Origin of the sequence: Sphaerimonospora mesophila, assembly GCF_001417795.1 — a bacterium.
Lineage (GTDB): Bacteria > Actinomycetota > Actinomycetes > Streptosporangiales > Streptosporangiaceae > Sphaerimonospora > Sphaerimonospora mesophila.
This window is the reverse complement of the sequence record NZ_BCBX01000033.1, coordinates 293,154-311,536: the sequence shown is the minus strand read 5'-3', so window position 1 is coordinate 311,536 and position 18,383 is coordinate 293,154. Positions and strand designations below refer to the sequence as shown.

The following is an 18,383-nucleotide window of genomic DNA, read 5'->3' as shown; positions in this document are numbered from 1 at the left end:
GTATGTCGAGATGGTAACGGCCAAGTAGGTCCTTACGAGTGAAATCAATAATGGGAGCGCTCCCAGATTTTTACCCGAGTCCCATAGTATGCGTCAACGGCATCTCAGATCATGAGATATCGAAAGGCTTACTTACCGATTTCACGAGTAGCCAAATGGCCGCGACGAGCTACCGAATTGGGTCGCGAACGGCCGATCCCCAAACCGTGCCGAAATATGATGACCTGGTCCATCGCGAAGTTCGGACCCATCGAGCCGGGGCCGAAATCAGGAGGGATGTGAGTAGGTGTGTGCGTTCGGCGATCCACCGGCCCCACAGGAAATACCGATGGCCCAGAAGGGCACCGTCTCGTACGGCGGGCGCCACACCCTCGGGCACCGGCCTGATCACCTTGGTCGTCGGATTGCGGGTAAGTCGCAAGCCAATAGAGAAAGCCCAGGCCGGACGTGCCGACCTGGGCTCTCCTCGAGTGCGCCGCCAGGGACTCGAACCCCGGACCCGCTGATTAAGAGTCAGCTGCTCTGACCAACTGAGCTAGCGGCGCGTCCCCTCAAGGGTAGCGGTACTTCGAGGTGCTTCGCGCCAGGGACGCGGGACCGTACGGCACCGCCCGTGAGGCGCCGTGAGCGGGCCTGCGGAAGGCAATCAGAGCCTGTCCTGACCCTTACGTGTCCTGGATGTTGCCCCCTGTCGCCCAGGGTACGGATTCCGATGACGAAGGGAGATAGATCATGACACCGGACCTTTGGTCTTATCCCGCCAGCATTCAACAGGAAAGCGGACAGGGGCTCGACATCGCCGGGTACGCCGTGGAGGCCACGGACGGCAAGATCGGCTCCGTTGACGAATCCAGCAACGAGGCCGGTCAGAGTTTCATCGTGGTGGACACCGGCCCCTGGATCTTCGGTAAGAAGGTCATGCTGCCGGCCAGCGTGGTGACCCAGATCGACATGCGCGAGCGCAAGGTCTTCGTCGGCCGCACCAAGCAGGAGATCAAGAACGCACCGGAGTTCGACTCCGCCGCTTACCGGGAGGCGGGCTACCGGGAGCGTGTCGCGGACTACTACGGGCGTTTCCAGAGCCCGGGAGGCATGGGCATGTAGCCGCCGAAGTCGGACGAGACCGCCGGCCCGGGCCGTACCACCACCGGACGGACCGTCAGGGCCCGCCACCACAGATCCCCAGACGCGAACGCGGACGACGACGCCAAGGGCCGTGCCGTACGGCACGGCCCTGTTCGCTGCCCACCCGCCCGTTATCCGCCCGTTGTGAACCGGTCAAGGCCAGTGGACCGGCGGCCCACCCGGCGAGGCCGGCGCGATGATGCGCAGCCGTTCGAGCAGCGTGACGAAGGTCGACGCGTACGGCGACGGCGCCACGATGGCGGCGACCCGGTCCCAGTCGACCTGCTCCCGCATGGCGCGGACCATCGGCAGCAGCGATCCGTAGTCGCAGGTGTGCTCCGACAGCGGCAGGATCCAGGAGACCACCAGGTCGGTGGCCTCGAGCACGGGCAGGCTGATCGCCGCCGTGGTGATCGGCTGGGCCCGCGCGATCAGTTCCTCGGTCACCGGCCGCTCGGCGATCGAGAAGATCATGTCGACGAGCACGCCCTCCTCGTCGTACGCCTTGACCAGCCAGTCCTCCGGCGGTTTCGCGGTCCGGAAGCCCAGACCGTCGAGTGTCTTGAGTGCGAGCGGGACGTCCTCCTCCACGAGCGCGAAGTCGACGTCGTGAAGCGACGGCGCGGCGCCTCGCGCGTACCCGGCACAGCCTCCGGCCAGGGCGAACCGGACCCCGGCCTCCTTGAGACCGGCGCCGGCACGCTTCAGCGTTTCCAGGATGGCGTCGGTGACCGCATGACTGTGACTACCCACTTACGTCGCTTGCCCCCAGATGTTCGCCGCAAACAATCCCGGGTAGGGCGCGTTCATGACCGAGACCCTGAAGGACATTCAGCATGCCTACGAGGGCGAGGCGGAGCGCCCGCTCGCGTCGTACACGCGCGTCCTCGCAGCGTACGGCGGTGCCGTCTCCGTGCTGCTGGCCGCGGCCAGGCTCTGCGGCCGCCACGCTCCGGAGAAGATCGGCGTGATGGACATCGCGCTGATGGGCCTGTTCACCCACCGGCTCTCCCGGACCCTCGCCAAGGACACCGTGACCAGTCCGATCCGGGCGCCGTTCACCAAGTACGAAGGCGTCTCCGGCCCCTCCGAGCTGAAGGAGGGAGTCCGCGGATCGGGACTTCGCCATGCCCTCGGCGAGCTGCTCACCTGTCCGTTCTGCCTGTCCCAGTGGGTGGCCACCGGATATGCGGCCGGCTTGGTGTTCGCCCCCCGGGTGACCCGCATGGCGGGCGCGACGATGGCTGCCGTGGCCGCCTCCGACTGGCTGCAGCTCGCCTACAGCCGCCTCATGAAAGCCGCGAATGGGTGACCTTGTCGAGCCACCCCGCGGGGAGAACCCGAAAGAACGCGTCGACCGCGAGCTGGGCGAGTTGCTGCAGGGTCTCCGGGTCGCCTCAACCGGCGTCCAGGTGCTGTTCGCCTTCCTCCTGACCCTGCCGTTCTCCGCCGGATTCGAGAAGGTCGATCAGGCCGCCCGGTGGATGTTCTACGTCGCGGTGATCGCGGCGGCCACCGCCTCCATCTGCTTCATCGCCCCGGCCACCCAGCACCGCATCCTGTTCAGGTCGGGGCGCAAGGAGCTCATGCTGCGCCGCGCCAACCGGCTTGGCGTGATCGGCGGCATCGCCCTCGCCGTCGCAATGACCTTCTCCACCGGGCTGGTCGTCGAGGCGCTGACGGGCGGCTTGCCGGGCACGATCGTGGCCGCGGCGGTGGCCGGGCTGAGCGGCTGGCTCTGGTTCGTCCAGCCCCTCCGTTCCCGCGGGATCATCGGCGCGGAAGGCGACGTCCCGCCCCCGCCGGAGGGAGCCGACCCGCCGCCCGCTGAGAGCACCTAAGGCAGGGGCTCGTGATGTTATGCGGCGAGTTGTCAGGGCAGTTCACGCTTATGGCTACGTTACTTTGGATCATCGCCGTCGTACTCGTCATCTCCGGGATCTACGTCATCCTGGCCCGCCGGGACATCCTGTGGGGGATCGTACTCATCGTCCTCGGTTTCCTCGTCGGCCCCGGCGGCGTCAGTATCTTCAATCCCTAGCGGGTCCCCGCCACACCCCGGCCCGTGATCTTGCGAATACTCGCACATCGGACCGTGAGCAGGGGTTTCGCGTTCATGATCTTGCAGTTTCTCGCAGACCCATCCATTAAGCAGCAGAAACACCATCCGTGATCTTGCACTCACGACTGCAAGATCAACCACCACATACAAGCAGGTCAGGCGACCTTTCTGCGAGAAACTGCAAGACCACGGAGTCGGTTCACGCAGGCCAGGGGGGTGTGTTGCGAGAAACTGCAAGATCACGGGATCAGTGTGTGGCTTTTGCCCACGGGTGCGGCCCGAATCCAGCCGGAACCAAGCCGCTGGATTCGGGCCGCGCCCACGTCGCGTCGCAGGCCGCACTCATTCGTTGAAGAGCCACACCACGTCGTTGAAGAGCCACACCACGTCGTTGAAGAGCCACACCACGTCGTTGAAGCGTCCGCGTCGAGCCGCACCCGCGTCAGGGAAGGGGCGCCGGCCTACTCGCCTTCGCCGTCCAGGCAGTAGACGGCGTAGGCGTGCTTGATGACCGGGAGCGCCACGTTTCGTACGCGGATCCCGCCGGGGGTCACACCCTGCTCCATGCCCGCGTGGGCATGGCCGTGGACGAACAGGTCGGCGCCCACCGCGTCGGCCGCCTCCGCCAGCAGATAACTGCCGAGGAAGGGGTAGATCTCCGGCGGCTCGCCCATGAGGGTCTCCTTGACTGGCGAGTAGTGGCTCAGCACGATCGTACGGTCGGCGTCCAGGTCTTTCAGCGCACGACGCCATCGGTCGGCTATCTCCCGGGTATGGCGGACGAAGGCCTTGGTCTCCGGCTCGCCGAACTCGCTGGCGCACTTGCCGGCGAAGCCGCCGCCGAAGCCCTTGCCGCCGGCCACGCCAAGCCGTACGCCGTTGATGGTGATCGTCATGCCGCCGTCGTCGAGGACGATGATCCCGGCGTCCCGCAGGACCTGGATGATCTTCCGATCGGCGTCCGAATGGTAGTCGTGATTGCCGAGCACGGCGATGACGGGGATGGGCAGGCCGCGCAACTCGTCGGCGACGACCCGTCCCTCGGCGACCGTGCCGTGCCTGGTCAGGTCGCCCCCCACCAGCAGCACGTCGGCGCGGCTCTCGATGTCGTCGAGCCGCTTGCGGTACTGACCGCTCAGGTCCGCCCCAAGATGGATGTCGGCGACGGCGGCGATCCGCAGATCCGTCACAAGTGCTCCTCCTCCCCCGGTTCTCTCACCTCGACGAGCGTGATCTCGTTGTGCACCCGCAGGCCGGGGGTCGCCTCACGGGCGACCGTCTCGATCGTGCGCCGCCGTTCCTCCGAGGGCACCTGCCCGCGGAGATAGACATGCTCACCCCGTACGTCCACCCGAATACCCAGCTCGCTGGTCCTGTCGTCCTCCGCGAGCACCCGCTGCACGCGGGCCGCGACGTAGTGCGGAGTCTCCATGGTGTCCCCCTGGTCTCCCCCCGGTGTCCAGTTGACGACCGGCCTCCCCCACCCATACGGGAGGGTCCCGTACGACTACCGCTGCCCGCCGCTTTCCCGGTGAAACGTCGACGAAGTCCGTACGGAAGGTCAGCAACCCCGCAGGAGTGCGATGACGGCCTGCTCGACCGGGCCATGGGTGGCCGGGCTCCCCCGGTCGGTGTCCTCGCCGAGGCCGAGCAGCGTGATCGTCCTGCCTCTCTCGTAGAGCTCGATCAGCCGGGGATCCACGTACGATGCGCGGGCGACCGCCGGGGTGTTGCCGAGGTATTCGGAGACCTCCCGCATGACCCGGGCCACCGCCCGCTTGCGCCCGGCCGTACTGCGGGCGGGACGGGAGACGGCCAGCCCGACCGCCGCCAGCACGGTCGCGTGCCAGGTGCGGAAGTCCTTGGCGGAGACCTCGGTGCCGAACGCCTCCTTCAGATAGGCGTTGATGTCGGCGCTGCGCACGTCCGCCCAGCCGCCGCCGTCGACGCGGTAGCGCAGCAGTTCTCCCCGGTTCCGCCTGGTCAGCTCACCGAGGACGGCACAGACGTCGGCGTCGGTCAGCACCTGCTCGCGTTCCTTACGCCCCTTGGCGGGATAGCGGCAGACGACCTTTCCGTTGCCGCATCGAATATGGGCGGCCCGCAGGGTGGCCAGGCCGTAGGAGTCGGTGTACTCCTCGCCGCCGACCCGGAAGAAACCGATGTCGAGCATGCGGGCCGCGGTCGCGAGCACCCGCTCGCGGGTCAGCCCCTCGCCCCGCAGGTCCTCGGCGATCCGCTCGCGGAACCGCGGCAGCCGCTCGGCCACCTCCAGGACGTGATCGAACTTGGCCCGGTCCTGCTGCACCCGCCACAGGTCGTGATATCGGTACTGACGGCGCCCGGCCGAGTCGGTGCCCACCGCCTGCAGGTGTCCGTCGGGCGTGGCGCAGATCCACACGTCGGTCCACGCCGGCGGGATCGCCAGCGCCCTGATCCGGCGCAACGCGGCACGGTCCCGTACGGCACGGCCCGTCGGCCAGGTGTAGCTGAACCCCCGGCCGCGGCGGCGCCGTCTGATCCCGGGCTCGTTCGGATCACTCGGCCGCAGCTCCACCGGCTCAGCCGTCAGAACCGCCGCCGCCGTCCGACGGCTCATCTCCGGGATCCCCGTACCTGCATAAACACGTCAGTACGGGTTACCCGCCGCATCTCACCGCAAACTCCCCGTCCGCGTGGGCGGTAAAGGATGTCGTGGCCACACTCGGTGCGGAGAATCGTCCCTGACAGACGCCCCCGCATTGCTACCGTCAGGGCTCGTGACCGATGACGACGATGTGAAATCGGATGGTGACTCCTCGCGGCTACCCGACTGGGTGTTTCCGCCCCCGGAAGGGTTCATCGCAGCGGACCTCGATCGCATTCCCGATGCGCCCACGCACACGGAATTGATCGATGGAAGCCTGGTGTTCCGAAGCCCCCAGACCTGCATCCACATGAGAACCGTCAGTCTCCTGACCGAAGGGCTTCACCGGCAGATCCCCAGAGATCTCCGGGTGCGGCGCGACATGAGCGTCATCCTCGGTCTCCGACAGCGCCCAGAGCCCGATGTGAGCGTCATCCGAGCTCAGGCCGAGCGGGGACCAGACCAGACCTCCTATGAAGCAGAGGACGTACTGCTGGTCGTGGAGGTGGTGTCACCGGACTCCGAGGAGCGCGACCGCAAGCGCAAGCCACAGCTCTACGCCGAGGCGGACATCCCAAACTTCTGGCGGGTGGAGAACAACTCGGGCCGCCCCACCGTCTACGTGTACGAACTCGACCCCGCCACGAAGGCGTACGCCCTCACCGGCATCCACCACGACCGGCTCAAGCTCTCCCTCCCCTTCAAGATCGACATCGACCTCACCGAAATCGACGCCCTCTAACTCAAATCCGGTGCATCCGCCTGCACCCCTCCCAGGGGAATAACTTTCTCAAGTTAGGGCGTCAGGCACATACGCATAAGCAGCGTAAGCGATCTCGAGAGAATCGCGTTTCGGTCCTCGCACGGATGGTTACCTTCAGTGGCATCTTCGATCACACATCCTTTGCCCTGAGCCCGGCATCTTAATAGCACGCCACCTCTACGCAGCGCCAGTATTCATATGCGGCCCCACTTGCCTGCGTGGACGGCACTGAGGGCACGGATGCGACGCAAGACCCTTGTGATCTGCTAGCCCTGTCACCAAACCATCCACGACGGGCATCCGACCGTGAACGCGGCGTAGATCAACTGGAGATCCTCGTGCCGGGAAACTGGCCCGCGGCGTTCGGAGGGGAGCCACGCGCAAAAGGACCTGCCCAGCAGGAACCTCGGCGCGTGGCTTACCCGGTTAGCCGAAATGCCGCAAGGTTATGACGATCAAGGACGCCGAGTCGCCTACAGCCTCATAAATCTTATTTGCGGCTCGCTGTTCAGGGTATATCCCGTAATCAGATCGCCATTCTGCAAGAAATCGGGTGAGGGATCTGACATAGGCGACGGTTTGGTGTCTATCTGAACTCAAATACCATAGTTCCGGGCCGTCGCTGTCCAGACGCCAGCCAGACCTCTGCATCCGAGCAACCTGACCCCGGATTGCGGCTTCCGCACTCTCTGCCCCACGATCTAGCACCACATACTCGTACTCAAATAGAGGATCCCCGGTATTAGAAAGCTCCTCTACAAAAGTGCGGATCTTCCCGTCATAGGTGAGCTCTTTTCGTACTCCGTCATCGACCAGCACCGGAGAATAGTAGTGATTTATGATGGCAATGCAGCCGACTACCAGAACCGCGAGTAGCACAACCGGGATCAGAAGATAGTGTTTTCTGGAACGCCGAATCAGCACGGACTCCTAACTCTCATTAGGCTCACTGAATGCGAACTCGATCAAGTACTGCCCGTGCCGGCACATTTCCGCCACTCCGCATGTCGTCGATCACGCATTCCACCGACTCGGCCGCGAGGACCACCGCCGTCCGACGGCTCATCTCCAAAATCCCCTCACCTGCGTAAACAGGTCGGTACGGCGAGCCCTCAATCGCCCACACTTACCTCAACCTTCTTCTCTGACACCCCCGGATCACTCCTTACTGCAGCTATCAGCACCGTTTCGCCGATTCGCTTTTTGAGCACGATTTCACCATAGTAGCGTTTCGCATTCTGCGAAGAGAGCACTTCCACTGACGATTTAAGGCTGGCTGGTCTCAGCTTTGGTGTGGGCGCGTGGACCTTGCCCTTGCGATGTCCAGTGTTGTCTGGTCTGCCCTTTTTGATCACCGGGTAGCGGGGTCGGGTCGTGCGGTTCTTGCCTCCCTTGGGGCGGCCCGGCCCCGGCGTGGCGGGTTTCGGTGATCTAGCCGGGCTGGGCAGACCGGCGGTAACTCGCCGAAATACCCGACGGACTCGTCCCGGGCTGAGTAGATCGCCCTGGCCGGGCTTCTCCCACGGCAGGCGATGATCGATGGCCAGTACGCGGGCCAGATGCAACTGGGCGTAGGCGACCACCCAACTCCACCGCGTGGCCTGGACCGGCGACAGCGGAGTGTGCCCCGTCCAGAACAGATCAGTCACCACGTGCGACATCACATCGCACGGCTGCCGCCAGCTTCACCGGGCTGCTGCGACAGCCCGGCGGAGGGTCACTTCCTCCCTCTCGAAAACACAGCACCTCACGGCGCACCTGCACGACATGGAACGCGTCCAGGCACAGCTCGGCCCGGGGTGCGCGTTCGGCGACGACGGTGTGGATCCACTCGACGCCCTCGACGAGCGCCGATCGCCGAGTTGACGCACGTGCTCCGACCGTAGCCCTCTTTCGCCTACCTCAACCGCCACACATGGCTCGTCGGGCCGGGGGTGAAACCCCGTTAGCGCCACCGCTGCGCCACTGACAGATCTTATTCGTTAGTGCGAGACAACTTCAGGATCACAACACCTTCCGACATCACCTGGCCCCCAGGATCATTCACCGCCTTTCTTTCCTTCGGCCCCAACCCCTCGGTCGAATCATAAAATTCCAATCCTTCAATCGATAACAGCACATTTTCCCACTCGCCCGATTCCATCTGCACCCAATCAGGGAGTCGCTGAGCGGATATCACCCATCCGCGCTCACGCAATAAATTGCCTGCTTTCTCGAGTGCTTCTCTAGCTCTCAAGCTTCCGACGTCGATCACCAAAATCTCCGTGACCGTGGTGATGCCATCCCAGGTGTCCTCATCCGTTTTTTCTAACAGCACCTTCCCAATACTGCGCACTTCCTGAACGATCCCAGGGCCGACGCGTAGCGTCTTGGGGAAAAGTTCCGAGCGGCAACCTGGGAGAAGCAGAAGCACAAAGAGAAGAACCACAGTCGACCTAATGGGATGGATTTCCCACTTCACCCTATGGACTCTAATGCGGGACATTTACCGACACCAACCTCCTCTAAATCTAGCAGTTAGCGTCCGCACATTTCCAATATTCATATGCTGCGGTCCTTACCCAGCCGAAGATGTAGTCCCGGCGTTTCTCCGCCTCCGCTTGCGGAGCGCTTCCACCTTCGATCCATTTCACGAAGCCACCCCACACGAAACGCCCCTTCGACCGGCTCCAGGTAACCCCCGTACACCCACAGTAGGCGAGAGCGGCTTCCCAGTCATTAATGTGTCGCGACCCACCTGGCGTATCGATAACGATGCTCTCTTTCAGATAGCGCATATATGCGGCAGCCAATTCGATAGCCATTCCCGCATTATGGTTCAGGAGAGTGGCAATCTCCTTATTGGTCATCCTGTCGCCACGCCCACTATAATACCTGTTCAGCATGGCTCGCGCCTTGTATATCTCCATCTGCGCTATACCTAAAGAAATTCCGTCACCATATCCGGACAGCCACGCTATAGCATCTCCAGGCTTACCCCCCTTCGGCTCCAGCCAAAGACCCTCATAGATGAGAACTGCCGTTAATGCTGCGCGATCAACTTTGTGCTTCTTGGCGGCAGCGGCTATTTCCTTCTTGTACTGCAAGAGTTCAATATACTTCTGAAGATACGGATATGGGCAGCCCTCCCTGGTGCAGGGCTGTCGCTTGGGTCCCTCCTTGTAGGCCTGCGCGGCGAGGACAATCGTGTTGACATCATCCCCCTGCTCGATCAGGGTTTTTTTGATGTCTTCCCACATGCGCTGGAGCTGCGCGTCGCTCATGTACGTGTTCACTTCGTAGACCCGTATGTAGGTCTCTCGTTGTCCTTCCGTCGCCTCCCAGAAGCCCTTCGGAGCAGGTCTGCCGGTCGATGTCACACCTAGTTCCCGGGCCCGTTCATCCGAGAATTGCGGCTGGCTCATCCTGTAGTCAATGGAACTCGTGTATTCGCTCCACCAGCGTGCGGCGGTGTCGGTTTGGTGGCATGAGCCGTTGCTGCCGCAGATGTATCCGCCACCGCAGATTGTGCCGGCGAGGCAGACTTCGACCTGCTGGTGACCTGTGGGGTCGATGCCCATGAGCGGTGAGGCGTTGGCGTAGGCGTACCGGTTGAGCTGGACGGAAGGCACCGGTTCCAGATTCCAGCTGTCGCGGGAGGCGAAGGTGGCGGTGCCGGGTTGGTACCAGCGGGCGTGCATGTTGACGTTGCCGGTGTCGGGGTCGGTCCATTCGCCCTGGTAGCCGAGGTCGTGGGTGGTGCCGGTTTGGGTGATGACCTCGCCGAAGGGGGTGTAGGCGGTGGAGTCGGCCAGGGCTGTGCCGGTGGCGGTGAAGGTGCCGATGAGGTCGCCGTGCAGGTCGGTCAGGGCCAGGTGGGCGCCACCGGCGCCGGAGAGGCTGAGGGTGTTGCCCAGCGCGTCGCGTCCATAGGCGACCTTGGTGGTGTTGCTGCCGTCGGCCACGGCGATCAGGTTGTTGGTTAAACCGTCGTAGGTAAAGCGTTCGGTGTCGGTGCCCTTGACGCGGCTGGTCATACGGTCCGAGGCGTCGTAGCCGTACTGCACGGCGCCATCTTGGATGAGCCGGTCGAAGGCGTCGAACTTGCTGATCGTGACGCGGCCGTCGGTGCTCTTTTCGGCGAGGGTGCCGCGTGGGGTGTAGGTGTAGGTGCTTCCGTCGCCGGAGGTGAGGCGGTTGCGTTCGTCGTAGGTGTAGGTCTTGTCTCCTGCGCGGGTGCGGTTGCCGGCGGCGTCCCAGCCGTAGTCGGTCTTCTGCCCGTCGGGTGCCGTCCAGGAGGTGAGGCGGCCGGCCTGGTCGTAGGTGTAGGCGTTCGAGCCTGCGCCAGCGGTTCCGGCGGTGGTCTTGGAGACCATGTTGTCGTCCAGGTCGTAGCCGTAGCTGATCTGGCTGATCTGCCCGTCCGAGGACGACTTCAGCTCGTCCTTGACCAGGCGGCTGAGCGGGTCGTAGGAGAAGCTGCGGCTCGCGCCGCCGGTGCCGTATCCCATGCTGGTCAGGCGGGAGGCGCTGTCGTAGCCGTAGCTGATCGTGGTTCCGGTCACCGGGTCGGTGGCCTGGGTGAGGCGGTCGTCGCCGTCCCAGGTGAAGGAGGCGGTGCCGGTGGTGTCCTGCCGCTGGGTCAGCCGACCGTTGGCGTCGTAGGCGTAGGCGCTGATGTCACCGCCCGGCCCGGTCACCTTCAGCAGATTACCCCGGTCGTTGTAGGTGAAGGTCAGATCGCCGGCGCTGGTCAGATGCCCGGCCAGGTCGTAGGCGAAGGTCTTGTCGGCGGTGGCCGCCTCGGCGCCGCTGCCGGTCATCGTGGTGACCCGGTTCAACTCGTCGAAGGTGCGGTTGACCTGTACGCCGCCTGGCGCGACGTCCGCGACCGGGTTGCCGGCGGCGTCGTAGATCGTGGTCCAGGTCCGGTCGGATGCGTTCGGGTGCGCGGCCGTGGACGGCTCGACCATTGATTCGACCAGGCCTAGGGCGTTGTAGGTCGTGACGGTGGCGTTGCCGCGCCCGTCAGTTGATCGGGTACGCGCACCGGCCGCGTCGTAGCCGAAGCTGGTCGTGACGGTCTCCTCCGCCGAGACCGGCTCCTTCACCTCCACCAGGCGGTTGCCCGCATCGTAGGCCTGCCGGAGCGTGTGGCCTTCGGCCGTGGTCGTGCTGGTCGGGTTCCCGGCCGCGTCGTAACCGAGCACCTGGGTGCGCAGCACGTCACCATTGTCATCGAGTTCCTTGACGGCGACCTTGCGTCCCGCCAGGTCGTACTCGGCGGCCGTGCTCGTCCCATCGGGATTCGTCACCTTGGTCACGCGGCCCGCGAGGTCGTAGTCGAAGGTGCCGGCGTTTCCGAGCGCGTCGGTCTCTGACATCACAGCGCCGGAGGCGTCGTAGGTGCGGGAGATCACGTCGCCCGCCGGACGGGTCTGCTTGGTGAGACGACCGGCGTCGTCATACTCCAGCCGGGTCACGTACGCCGCGGCGCTCGGCCGTCGCTCGATGGTCGTCTGGGTGATCGCACGTCCGAGGTCGTCGTAGGTGCTCTCAGTACGCGCCCCGGTCGGGTCGGTCGCCGACAGCAGTTCGCCCGCCAGGTCGTAGGCGTAGGTCCACCGGCCGGGGTCGGCATCGCCCACCTTGGGGTCGGTGACCTGGACACGGCGTCCGAGCCCGTCGTAGACCGCCGTGGTGATCTTCCCGCGCTCGTCGGTGACGCTGATCTGCTGGCCGGCCGCGTCATAAGCGAACCGGGTGATCGGCGTGACCGCCGCTCCCCCGGGTGGGGTGTAGGCGGGCTTGGCCTGCGAGGTCGGCCGCCCCGCCAGGTCGTAGGTGGCCACCGAGGTGCGGCCCTCGGGGTCCACCGTGTGGGTGAGCTCGCCCGCGGTGTTGTAGCCCATCCGGGTGATGGGCTGGGTCCTGGCCGGTGCGCCGCCGCCCCGCTCCACCATCACGGCCGGCTGGATGGCCTCCACGGCCCGGCCCGCCAGGTCGTAGCGGATCGTGGTGGTGAAGTCGGCGGGATCGGCACCGGAGAGGTTCCCACGAGGATCGGTGATGCCGGCCACCAGACCACGATCGTCGACCGCGAAGCTCGTGACAAGGTCCTGCCCGTCATTGTTGACCGTCTGGCGGATGGGCTTGTCGAGATCGTTGTAGGCGATCTCGGTGACCTCGGCCCGATCCGTCCCATCAGCGGTCCGGCTGATCTTGGTGATGTTGTCGTTGGCGTCGTAGCCGTAGGAGGTCGTGCGGGCCAGATGCTGCGGGTCGAGCGTCTTGGCGGTGAGACGGCCGGCCGCGTCGTAGACGGCGTCGACACGGGTGGCGCCGCCGCCGGTTACCTGCTTGATCAGGTTGCCGACCGGGTCGTAGGTGTTGTCCTCGACGACCACGTCCCTGCCGGTGGACGACCCGTTGAGCTTGGCCCCCTTGGCGATCACCTTGGCCAGCCGCTCGTCGCCGTAGTAGGTGTAGGCCGTGGTCCGGCCCATCGCGTCGGTCTTCGAGGCGAGCCGGCCGCCGGGGTCGTAGGCGTTGGACTCGATGACCACGTTACGGGCGGGCTGGGGATCGACCGGGCTACCGGTCCACCCCATCAGGGTAATGGTGGCCAGTTCGTCACGGTTCGTGTAGCCGTAGGCATACACGGTTCCGCGCTCGTCGGTGAAGCTGGTCTTGCGGCCCTTGTGGTCGTAGGCGTACCGCTTGACCCCGCCCTCGGGATCGGTGACCGTCTCCACCCGGCCATAGGTGTCGTAGGTGAAGGTGACCTTCCTGTCGGGGTCGCCGCCGGTGAGGTCGGCGGAGACCTCGGTGAGCGGGTTTCCGTCGGCGTCGTAGGTCGTCCGCTTCTCGCGGGTGTGGGTCACGTCGGTGACCTCGTTCTTGACACCGGCCTCGGTGGTGCGGATCAGCCGCCCCACCTGGTCGTAGCCGAACGTCGTGGTCACACCTGCCGGAACGGCGTCCGACACCTTCGTGCTGGCCGCCACCCGGCCGAGGGCGTCGTGGGCGACGTCCAGCACCATCCCCGACGGCTGAGTCACCTTGGCGAGGTCACCGGCGGAGGTGTAGGCGAGCGTGGTCTGGTTGCCCTTGCGGTCGGTCTGGGTCTTCAGCAGCCCGGCCGGGGTCGTGCCGCCGCCCACGGCCGGCTCGGTGCCGACGGTGTAGGTCCAGCTCGCCGACCTCCCCGAGGGGAAGTCGGTGGTCGCCGGACCGGTCTGCTTGACCTTGTTGCCGTACTGGTCGTACTCGATCGTGGTGAGGTAGGTGTCGTCGGTCTCGTCCGACGACCTCGCGTCACGGAACTCGACCACCTGGTCGTTCCGGGCATCGAACAGGTTGTCGATGTCCAGGTGATAGGTGTAGTGCTCGCTGGCGCACGACCCGGCCGCCTTGCACACGGTCATGGCGAGCAGGTTTCCACGCACGTCGTTGGCGTACTCCCGCACGTTGCCGTTGCGGTCGGTGACCTTCACCTTGAAGCCGCCGGTGTCGTAGTCGTAGGTGGTCTTCTTGGCGAGCTGATCGGTCCAGGACACGATGCGGTCGTCCCGGGAGGTGTCGTTGACGAACTTCAGCGTCCCGTTGTGCGGGTCGGTGACCGTGACGTTCGCCAGCGACGTGCCCGCCGAGTCCTTGGTGTACGCCGGCGCCGACAGCTTCCACTGGCCGCCGTCGTCGTCGGTGTTGGTCAGCAGGCGGCCGCCGTCGGCGGCGTAGGTGTTGGCCGCGGCGACCCGCCCCGACGGCAGGGTGACCTTGGTGAGCTGACGGCGGACCTGCTTGGTCCGGTGATGGGTGGCGATCTGCTCCAGGCGCAGCGGTTTGCCGTAGATCGCGACCTCGTCGATCGACCCATTGAACGGGAACGGCCCGCTCGAGCTCACCGTCCCGGGCCAACTGGAGGAGCCGAATCCGTAACCGATGCGGGCGTCCCACTGGCCCAGGTTGGTGATCGCCTTGGCGATCGACCCGACGGCCTGGCCGTCGAGGTAGAGGGTCTGGGTGTTCTTGGCTCCCGACAGCGCCACGTGATGCCAGTTCCCGTCGTTCACGGTGCTGTTGGAGGCGATCGGGGCGGCCGTCCCGGTCCAGAACTGGCCGCGCAGCTTGCCGTCGGTTCCCACATAGATCGCCGGAGTGTACGCGCTGGGCGCGTTGGCCGCCGAGTTCTGGTAGCCGATGATCGTGCCCGAGGCGGTGGTCTTGAACCATGCCTCGATCGTCACGTCGCTGCCTCGGCCGCTGACCACGCTGGCCGGCAGGGAGACGTACGCCGAATTGGCCGTCCCCTTGAACGTCATCGCCGTCTCCGACGCCCCGTCCAGCGGCGAGGTCACCCCGCCGGTCGCGTCGGCGGCACCCCCGGCGATCTTGCCGTCGCCGATCCCGCTGATCGAGCCGACGAAGTTGGAGACCACGCTGCCGAGCCCGGTGCCGGTCTCGTTCAGCCGCCAGTAGCCGACCGGCTTGGTGTCCAGCACCGTGCTGCGATAGCGGGAGTCGTCACTGTAGTCGTACCGCGTGCATGCGGTGCCGGAGGCGGGTGGGCACACCTTGACGAGATAGTCGCCGTCATACGTGTAGGTCCAGATGACGGGCGTGCCGTCCACCGGATCGCTGATCACGCTGGTCACGTGGCTTCCGCTCCAGGTGAACGTCAGCGATCTCCCACCCGTCGCCGTCGCCTTGGCCAGCTTCCCGTCCGAGCCATACTGCAGCGTCTGCGTACGGCCCTGGCTGTCGGTGACCTTCACCAGCCGCCCGGCCGAGTCGAACCAGTAGGAGGTGGACGCCTTGTCCATCAGCCGCCAGGTGCCCCCCGGCTGACTGGCCAGCGTGGCGTACGTCCCGGCCGGAGAGGCATACGTGCCGTCCCCCTTGGCCGCGAACCGCCACTGCCGCCCATCCGGATAAGTGATCAACACCGTCGAGGTCAGCGGCTCGTCCTCCAGCCGGGTGTCCCACCGCGTGGTCCAGCCCGCGCCGAACGCCCCGTCCGTCCGCGGATCCAGGCTGTTATAGGTACGGATCACCGACAGCGGCGGCCCCACCGTCGCGACGACGAGATCGGTCTCGGTGCGGGTGAAGTTCCCGGTGACATGGTCGAAGTCCCGCCCGTTGGTCCCCGCCGCCAACTGAGCGTTGATCGACGCCTGCTCCGGCACCGTGGTGAAGCTCCGCCACGACGACGTCGCCGTCGCCGCACTGGTCGCGGCCTGGGCATACCACCAATACGTCTTGCCCCACTGCAGCTTGCCCGACGGGACCATCCAGGCGCCCTTGACCCAGGTGGACGACTCACACCACGTCCAGTTGTCCTTCGGCCCCGCGCAGACCTGATACCAGTACGACGTCGCCGCCTCCCCGGGCACCTGCGCGTACGCCGACAACGCCGGCGTGAGCGACCCCACCTGGGTGTTGTCGACCGGCGTGAACTGCTGGAACATCACCGTCGCCAGGTCCATCGAGGTCACCTGAGCCGTCTGCCATCCCGACCACGCCGAGTAGGCCGACCCGTCATACGCACGCGCCCGATACTGGATCATCTGCCCGTCCGACAGCTTGCCCGACGGGACGGCCACGGTCGCCTTCCCGCCCGAGCTCACCCCGCTGGCCGTGCCGCTCCACACCACCGTGCTGCCGACCTGCACCTGGAACTCCCCCGACAGCGACCCGCCATCGGGATCCGACAACACCGCCGACAGCACCGGCGTCAGCGACGTGACCACCCCGCCGGTCTCACCCGTCACCGTCGGCGACACCGCAGGAGCCGGCACCGCCGGCGCGCTGTTCGCCGTATACGTCACCGTCAGTTTCGGCGGAACGCCCTTGGACGACTCAGACGAATAAATCAGGCAGGAGAAACAGTCGGTGAGCGCGAACCCGTAATTGGGCGATCCGGATGCCCACGCCTGAGCGATCGCCTTCACGTTCACGTTGACCCGATCGCCGCCATTCGCGTAGACCGACCCGGCGCTGGTGTAAGTAGGCTGGTTCCTCCACGTCGTTCCGTACCCCCACGGAGAGGTCACCCGGCTGATCGTCGCATCGATGACCTTGAAACTGGAGTCGTAGTCATGGGTGAGGCTGAGCGTCGCGCTCGTCACCGTCGCACCGGTCAACGAAGGAGTGTTGAAGTCTATGAACGACCTGGCCTCCTCACCGAAGCCGGCGTTGGAGACATACAGCAACGACGAACCACTGAACGAGGACGACGGCGAACTGCTGATGACATACGTATCCGTACTCGGCGTCAACGTCACCGACGGATCGACCTTCACCGGATAAACCGTGTCCGGAGCCTTCAGGAACTCAGCGTCAGGCCTGAGCACAAGTGTCTGGCGGCCCTTCTCCGTCACCACCCGCGTGTCGATTTTCCCGGCCGAACGGTGACGTTCCCGGGCGGCCTGGTCCCGGCCAGACGGCGCACGAGCGGCGGCGGAAGGAGACGAGGATGCCAGAGGTAACGGCGCGGCGAAGTCCGATACGGCCGCGTCGTACATGACGGGCTCGGGAGCGGAGGCGACGACCTTACCGTCATCGGAGGTCACCGACAGCCCACCGGACGAGGTCTCGGCCACCGTCAGGCCTTCCGCGTCGATCTCCATCTTGATCTCGACCGGTGAGTCCGGACGCTCCCGCAACACCACATCCTCGGAGAACCCGTCCGGCAGCATGGTGACGACCAGATCGGCGCCCTTGCCCGCCGCGTCGACGTACGTCGCGGTGTTGCCCTCGATCACCGGTTTCGGCAGTGGAGTCGGCCACCGCAACGCCAGTGATTTGCCCTTGCCCTTGGTGAGCTTGACGAACGGATCGGCCGAACCACCGAGGGAGAACTCCACATCGGCCTTGGCCGCCTTCGCCCGGAGCACCCCGCCGATCTCCACCAGCGAGGTGTCGACCGGAACCCACTTCCCATCCTGTTTGACTCGGGCAATGCCCCCGGTCACCTCGGTCGTCAGCGTGCCATCGCCGTTGGCGTAGGTGATAGAACTCTCTGTCGTCTCACTATCTACGACGACAGGGGAACCCGTACGCCGCGCGGTGGCCAGCGCGTCCGCAACCTCCGAAGACATCGGCGCCGTCTCGGCGCTCTTGCCGTCATCAGCAGCCTTCGCGTCCTTCTCCGGCTCGGCGTCCTTCACATCCGGGTCGCCCTCGGACGATGGCTTCAACTCCGCCGGTAACGGCGGAGGCGACTTGAGACCACCCTTGGCCGGCTCGTCAGAGGTCTTGTGCCGCTTCTCAACAGGCAGGCTTCCCTTGGGGCGCTTGGCCTTCTTCGAGGCCGAGCCACTCGCGTCGGCCTGCGTGGCGGCGGAATCCACAAGGTGCGGCAGCCCTTCGGCAGAACCCGACTGCTGCACCGGGGGCTTGTCCACGGAACCCACCGTCGAGCCGGCCAAATAAAGCGTCGTACGGCTCTGCTCCGCAGTGATGGAAAATGCCGGAAGCTGCAAGAACCCCGGCAGAACGGCGATCACGGCAACCGCTCCGAACCGCGTCAACCACCGACCCGGACCACGCACACCCGACAAGAAGCCATTCCACCGCATTTTGCCACCTCTAGAACAAAAACCCCACCCTGACAACGCTCGCGCGCCGCTCCGGCAAGGCCTAAAGGTTGACAAAGGCATGACTGGAACGGTTTTACACAAATCAACCGCAATTTACCCACACATGATCAACAGAGTCCAGAGAGATTTTACGTGATCTACATCACAACACTTCTATATTTTCTCTATATTTAGCGATATACGGCATGTCCAAAAATCATTTTGATTGCGTCCGATGCCGTTGTC

General features: G+C 65.1%; 13 protein-coding genes and 1 tRNA gene. 5 read left to right on the top strand and 9 right to left on the bottom strand.

Going from position 1 to position 18,383, the window contains the following annotated elements:
* Positions 1 to 471: 471 nt before the first annotated feature.
* Positions 472 to 545, bottom strand: a tRNA-Lys gene (locus tag AP234_RS11380).
* A 187-nt stretch (positions 546 to 732) separates the two neighbouring features.
* Between AP234_RS11380 and AP234_RS11375 the strand changes: the two genes are divergently transcribed.
* Positions 733 to 1,104, top strand: a complete 372-nt coding sequence (locus AP234_RS11375) for a hypothetical protein (RefSeq protein WP_055479549.1) — start codon at positions 733 to 735, stop codon at positions 1,102 to 1,104.
* Between the two features lie 174 nt (positions 1,105 to 1,278).
* On the opposite strand, the gene AP234_RS11370 is transcribed toward AP234_RS11375, so the two are convergent.
* On the bottom strand, positions 1,279 to 1,878 hold the full coding sequence (locus AP234_RS11370) for a nucleotidyltransferase family protein (RefSeq protein WP_055479548.1): 600 nt from the start codon (positions 1,876 to 1,878) through the stop codon (positions 1,279 to 1,281).
* A gap of 55 nt (positions 1,879 to 1,933) precedes the next feature.
* On the opposite strand from AP234_RS11370, the gene AP234_RS11365 reads away from it, so the two are divergent.
* From AP234_RS11365 to AP234_RS37650, 3 genes are read left to right on the top strand one after another with little or no spacing between them, the layout of a single operon-like run.
* Positions 1,934 to 2,437, top strand: coding sequence for a DUF1360 domain-containing protein (locus AP234_RS11365; RefSeq protein WP_055479547.1), 504 nt, complete (start codon positions 1,934 to 1,936; stop codon positions 2,435 to 2,437).
* On the top strand, positions 2,430 to 2,966 hold the full coding sequence (locus AP234_RS11360; protein WP_055479546.1) for a DUF6328 family protein: 537 nt from the start codon (positions 2,430 to 2,432) through the stop codon (positions 2,964 to 2,966). Before AP234_RS11365 ends, AP234_RS11360 begins: the two co-directional genes overlap by 8 nt.
* Before the next feature lie 50 nt (positions 2,967 to 3,016).
* Positions 3,017 to 3,166, top strand: a complete 150-nt coding sequence (locus AP234_RS37650; RefSeq protein ID WP_162842196.1) for a GPGG-motif small membrane protein — start codon at positions 3,017 to 3,019, stop codon at positions 3,164 to 3,166.
* A 482-nt stretch (positions 3,167 to 3,648) separates the two neighbouring features.
* On the opposite strand, the gene AP234_RS11350 is transcribed toward AP234_RS37650, so the two are convergent.
* The 3 genes from AP234_RS11350 to AP234_RS11340 all read right to left on the bottom strand — a co-directional run bounded on the left by AP234_RS11350 (position 3,649) and on the right by AP234_RS11340 (position 5,786).
* Entirely contained in the window at positions 3,649 to 4,377 is a 729-nt protein-coding gene (locus AP234_RS11350; RefSeq protein WP_200926427.1) for a metallophosphoesterase, read from the bottom strand.
* Positions 4,374 to 4,619 carry a BON domain-containing protein gene (locus tag AP234_RS11345; RefSeq protein ID WP_055479544.1) on the bottom strand — a complete coding sequence of 82 codons (246 nt, stop codon included), beginning with the start codon at positions 4,617 to 4,619 and terminating at the stop codon, positions 4,374 to 4,376. Before AP234_RS11345 ends, AP234_RS11350 begins: the two co-directional genes overlap by 4 nt.
* A 129-nt stretch (positions 4,620 to 4,748) precedes the next feature.
* On the bottom strand, positions 4,749 to 5,786 hold the full coding sequence (locus tag AP234_RS11340; RefSeq protein ID WP_200926419.1) for a DNA topoisomerase IB: 1,038 nt from the start codon (positions 5,784 to 5,786) through the stop codon (positions 4,749 to 4,751).
* Between the two features lie 76 nt (positions 5,787 to 5,862).
* Between AP234_RS11340 and AP234_RS11335 the strand changes: the two genes are divergently transcribed.
* On the top strand, positions 5,863 to 6,555 hold the full coding sequence (locus AP234_RS11335; protein WP_431998433.1) for a Uma2 family endonuclease: 693 nt from the start codon (positions 5,863 to 5,865) through the stop codon (positions 6,553 to 6,555).
* A 447-nt stretch (positions 6,556 to 7,002) separates the two neighbouring features.
* On the opposite strand, the gene AP234_RS36140 is transcribed toward AP234_RS11335, so the two are convergent.
* From AP234_RS36140 to AP234_RS11330, 4 genes are all read right to left on the bottom strand, one after another.
* The gene (locus AP234_RS36140) at positions 7,003 to 7,500 is read right to left on the bottom strand and encodes a hypothetical protein (protein ID WP_152990363.1); all 498 of its coding nucleotides are present in this window, start codon (positions 7,498 to 7,500) and stop codon (positions 7,003 to 7,005) included.
* Positions 7,501 to 7,688: 188 nt separating this feature from the next.
* Positions 7,689 to 8,228 carry a hypothetical protein gene (locus AP234_RS36135; protein WP_152990362.1) on the bottom strand — a complete coding sequence of 180 codons (540 nt, stop codon included), beginning with the start codon at positions 8,226 to 8,228 and terminating at the stop codon, positions 7,689 to 7,691.
* A gap of 323 nt (positions 8,229 to 8,551) precedes the next feature.
* Positions 8,552 to 9,037: a hypothetical protein gene (locus AP234_RS36130; RefSeq protein WP_152990361.1), complete on the bottom strand. Its 486-nt coding sequence runs from the start codon at positions 9,035 to 9,037 to the stop codon at positions 8,552 to 8,554.
* A 49-nt stretch (positions 9,038 to 9,086) separates the two neighbouring features.
* Positions 9,087 to 18,065 carry a DNRLRE domain-containing protein gene (locus AP234_RS11330; RefSeq protein ID WP_160330415.1) on the bottom strand — a complete coding sequence of 2,993 codons (8,979 nt, stop codon included), beginning with the start codon at positions 18,063 to 18,065 and terminating at the stop codon, positions 9,087 to 9,089.
* Positions 18,066 to 18,383 lie beyond the last annotated feature (318 nt).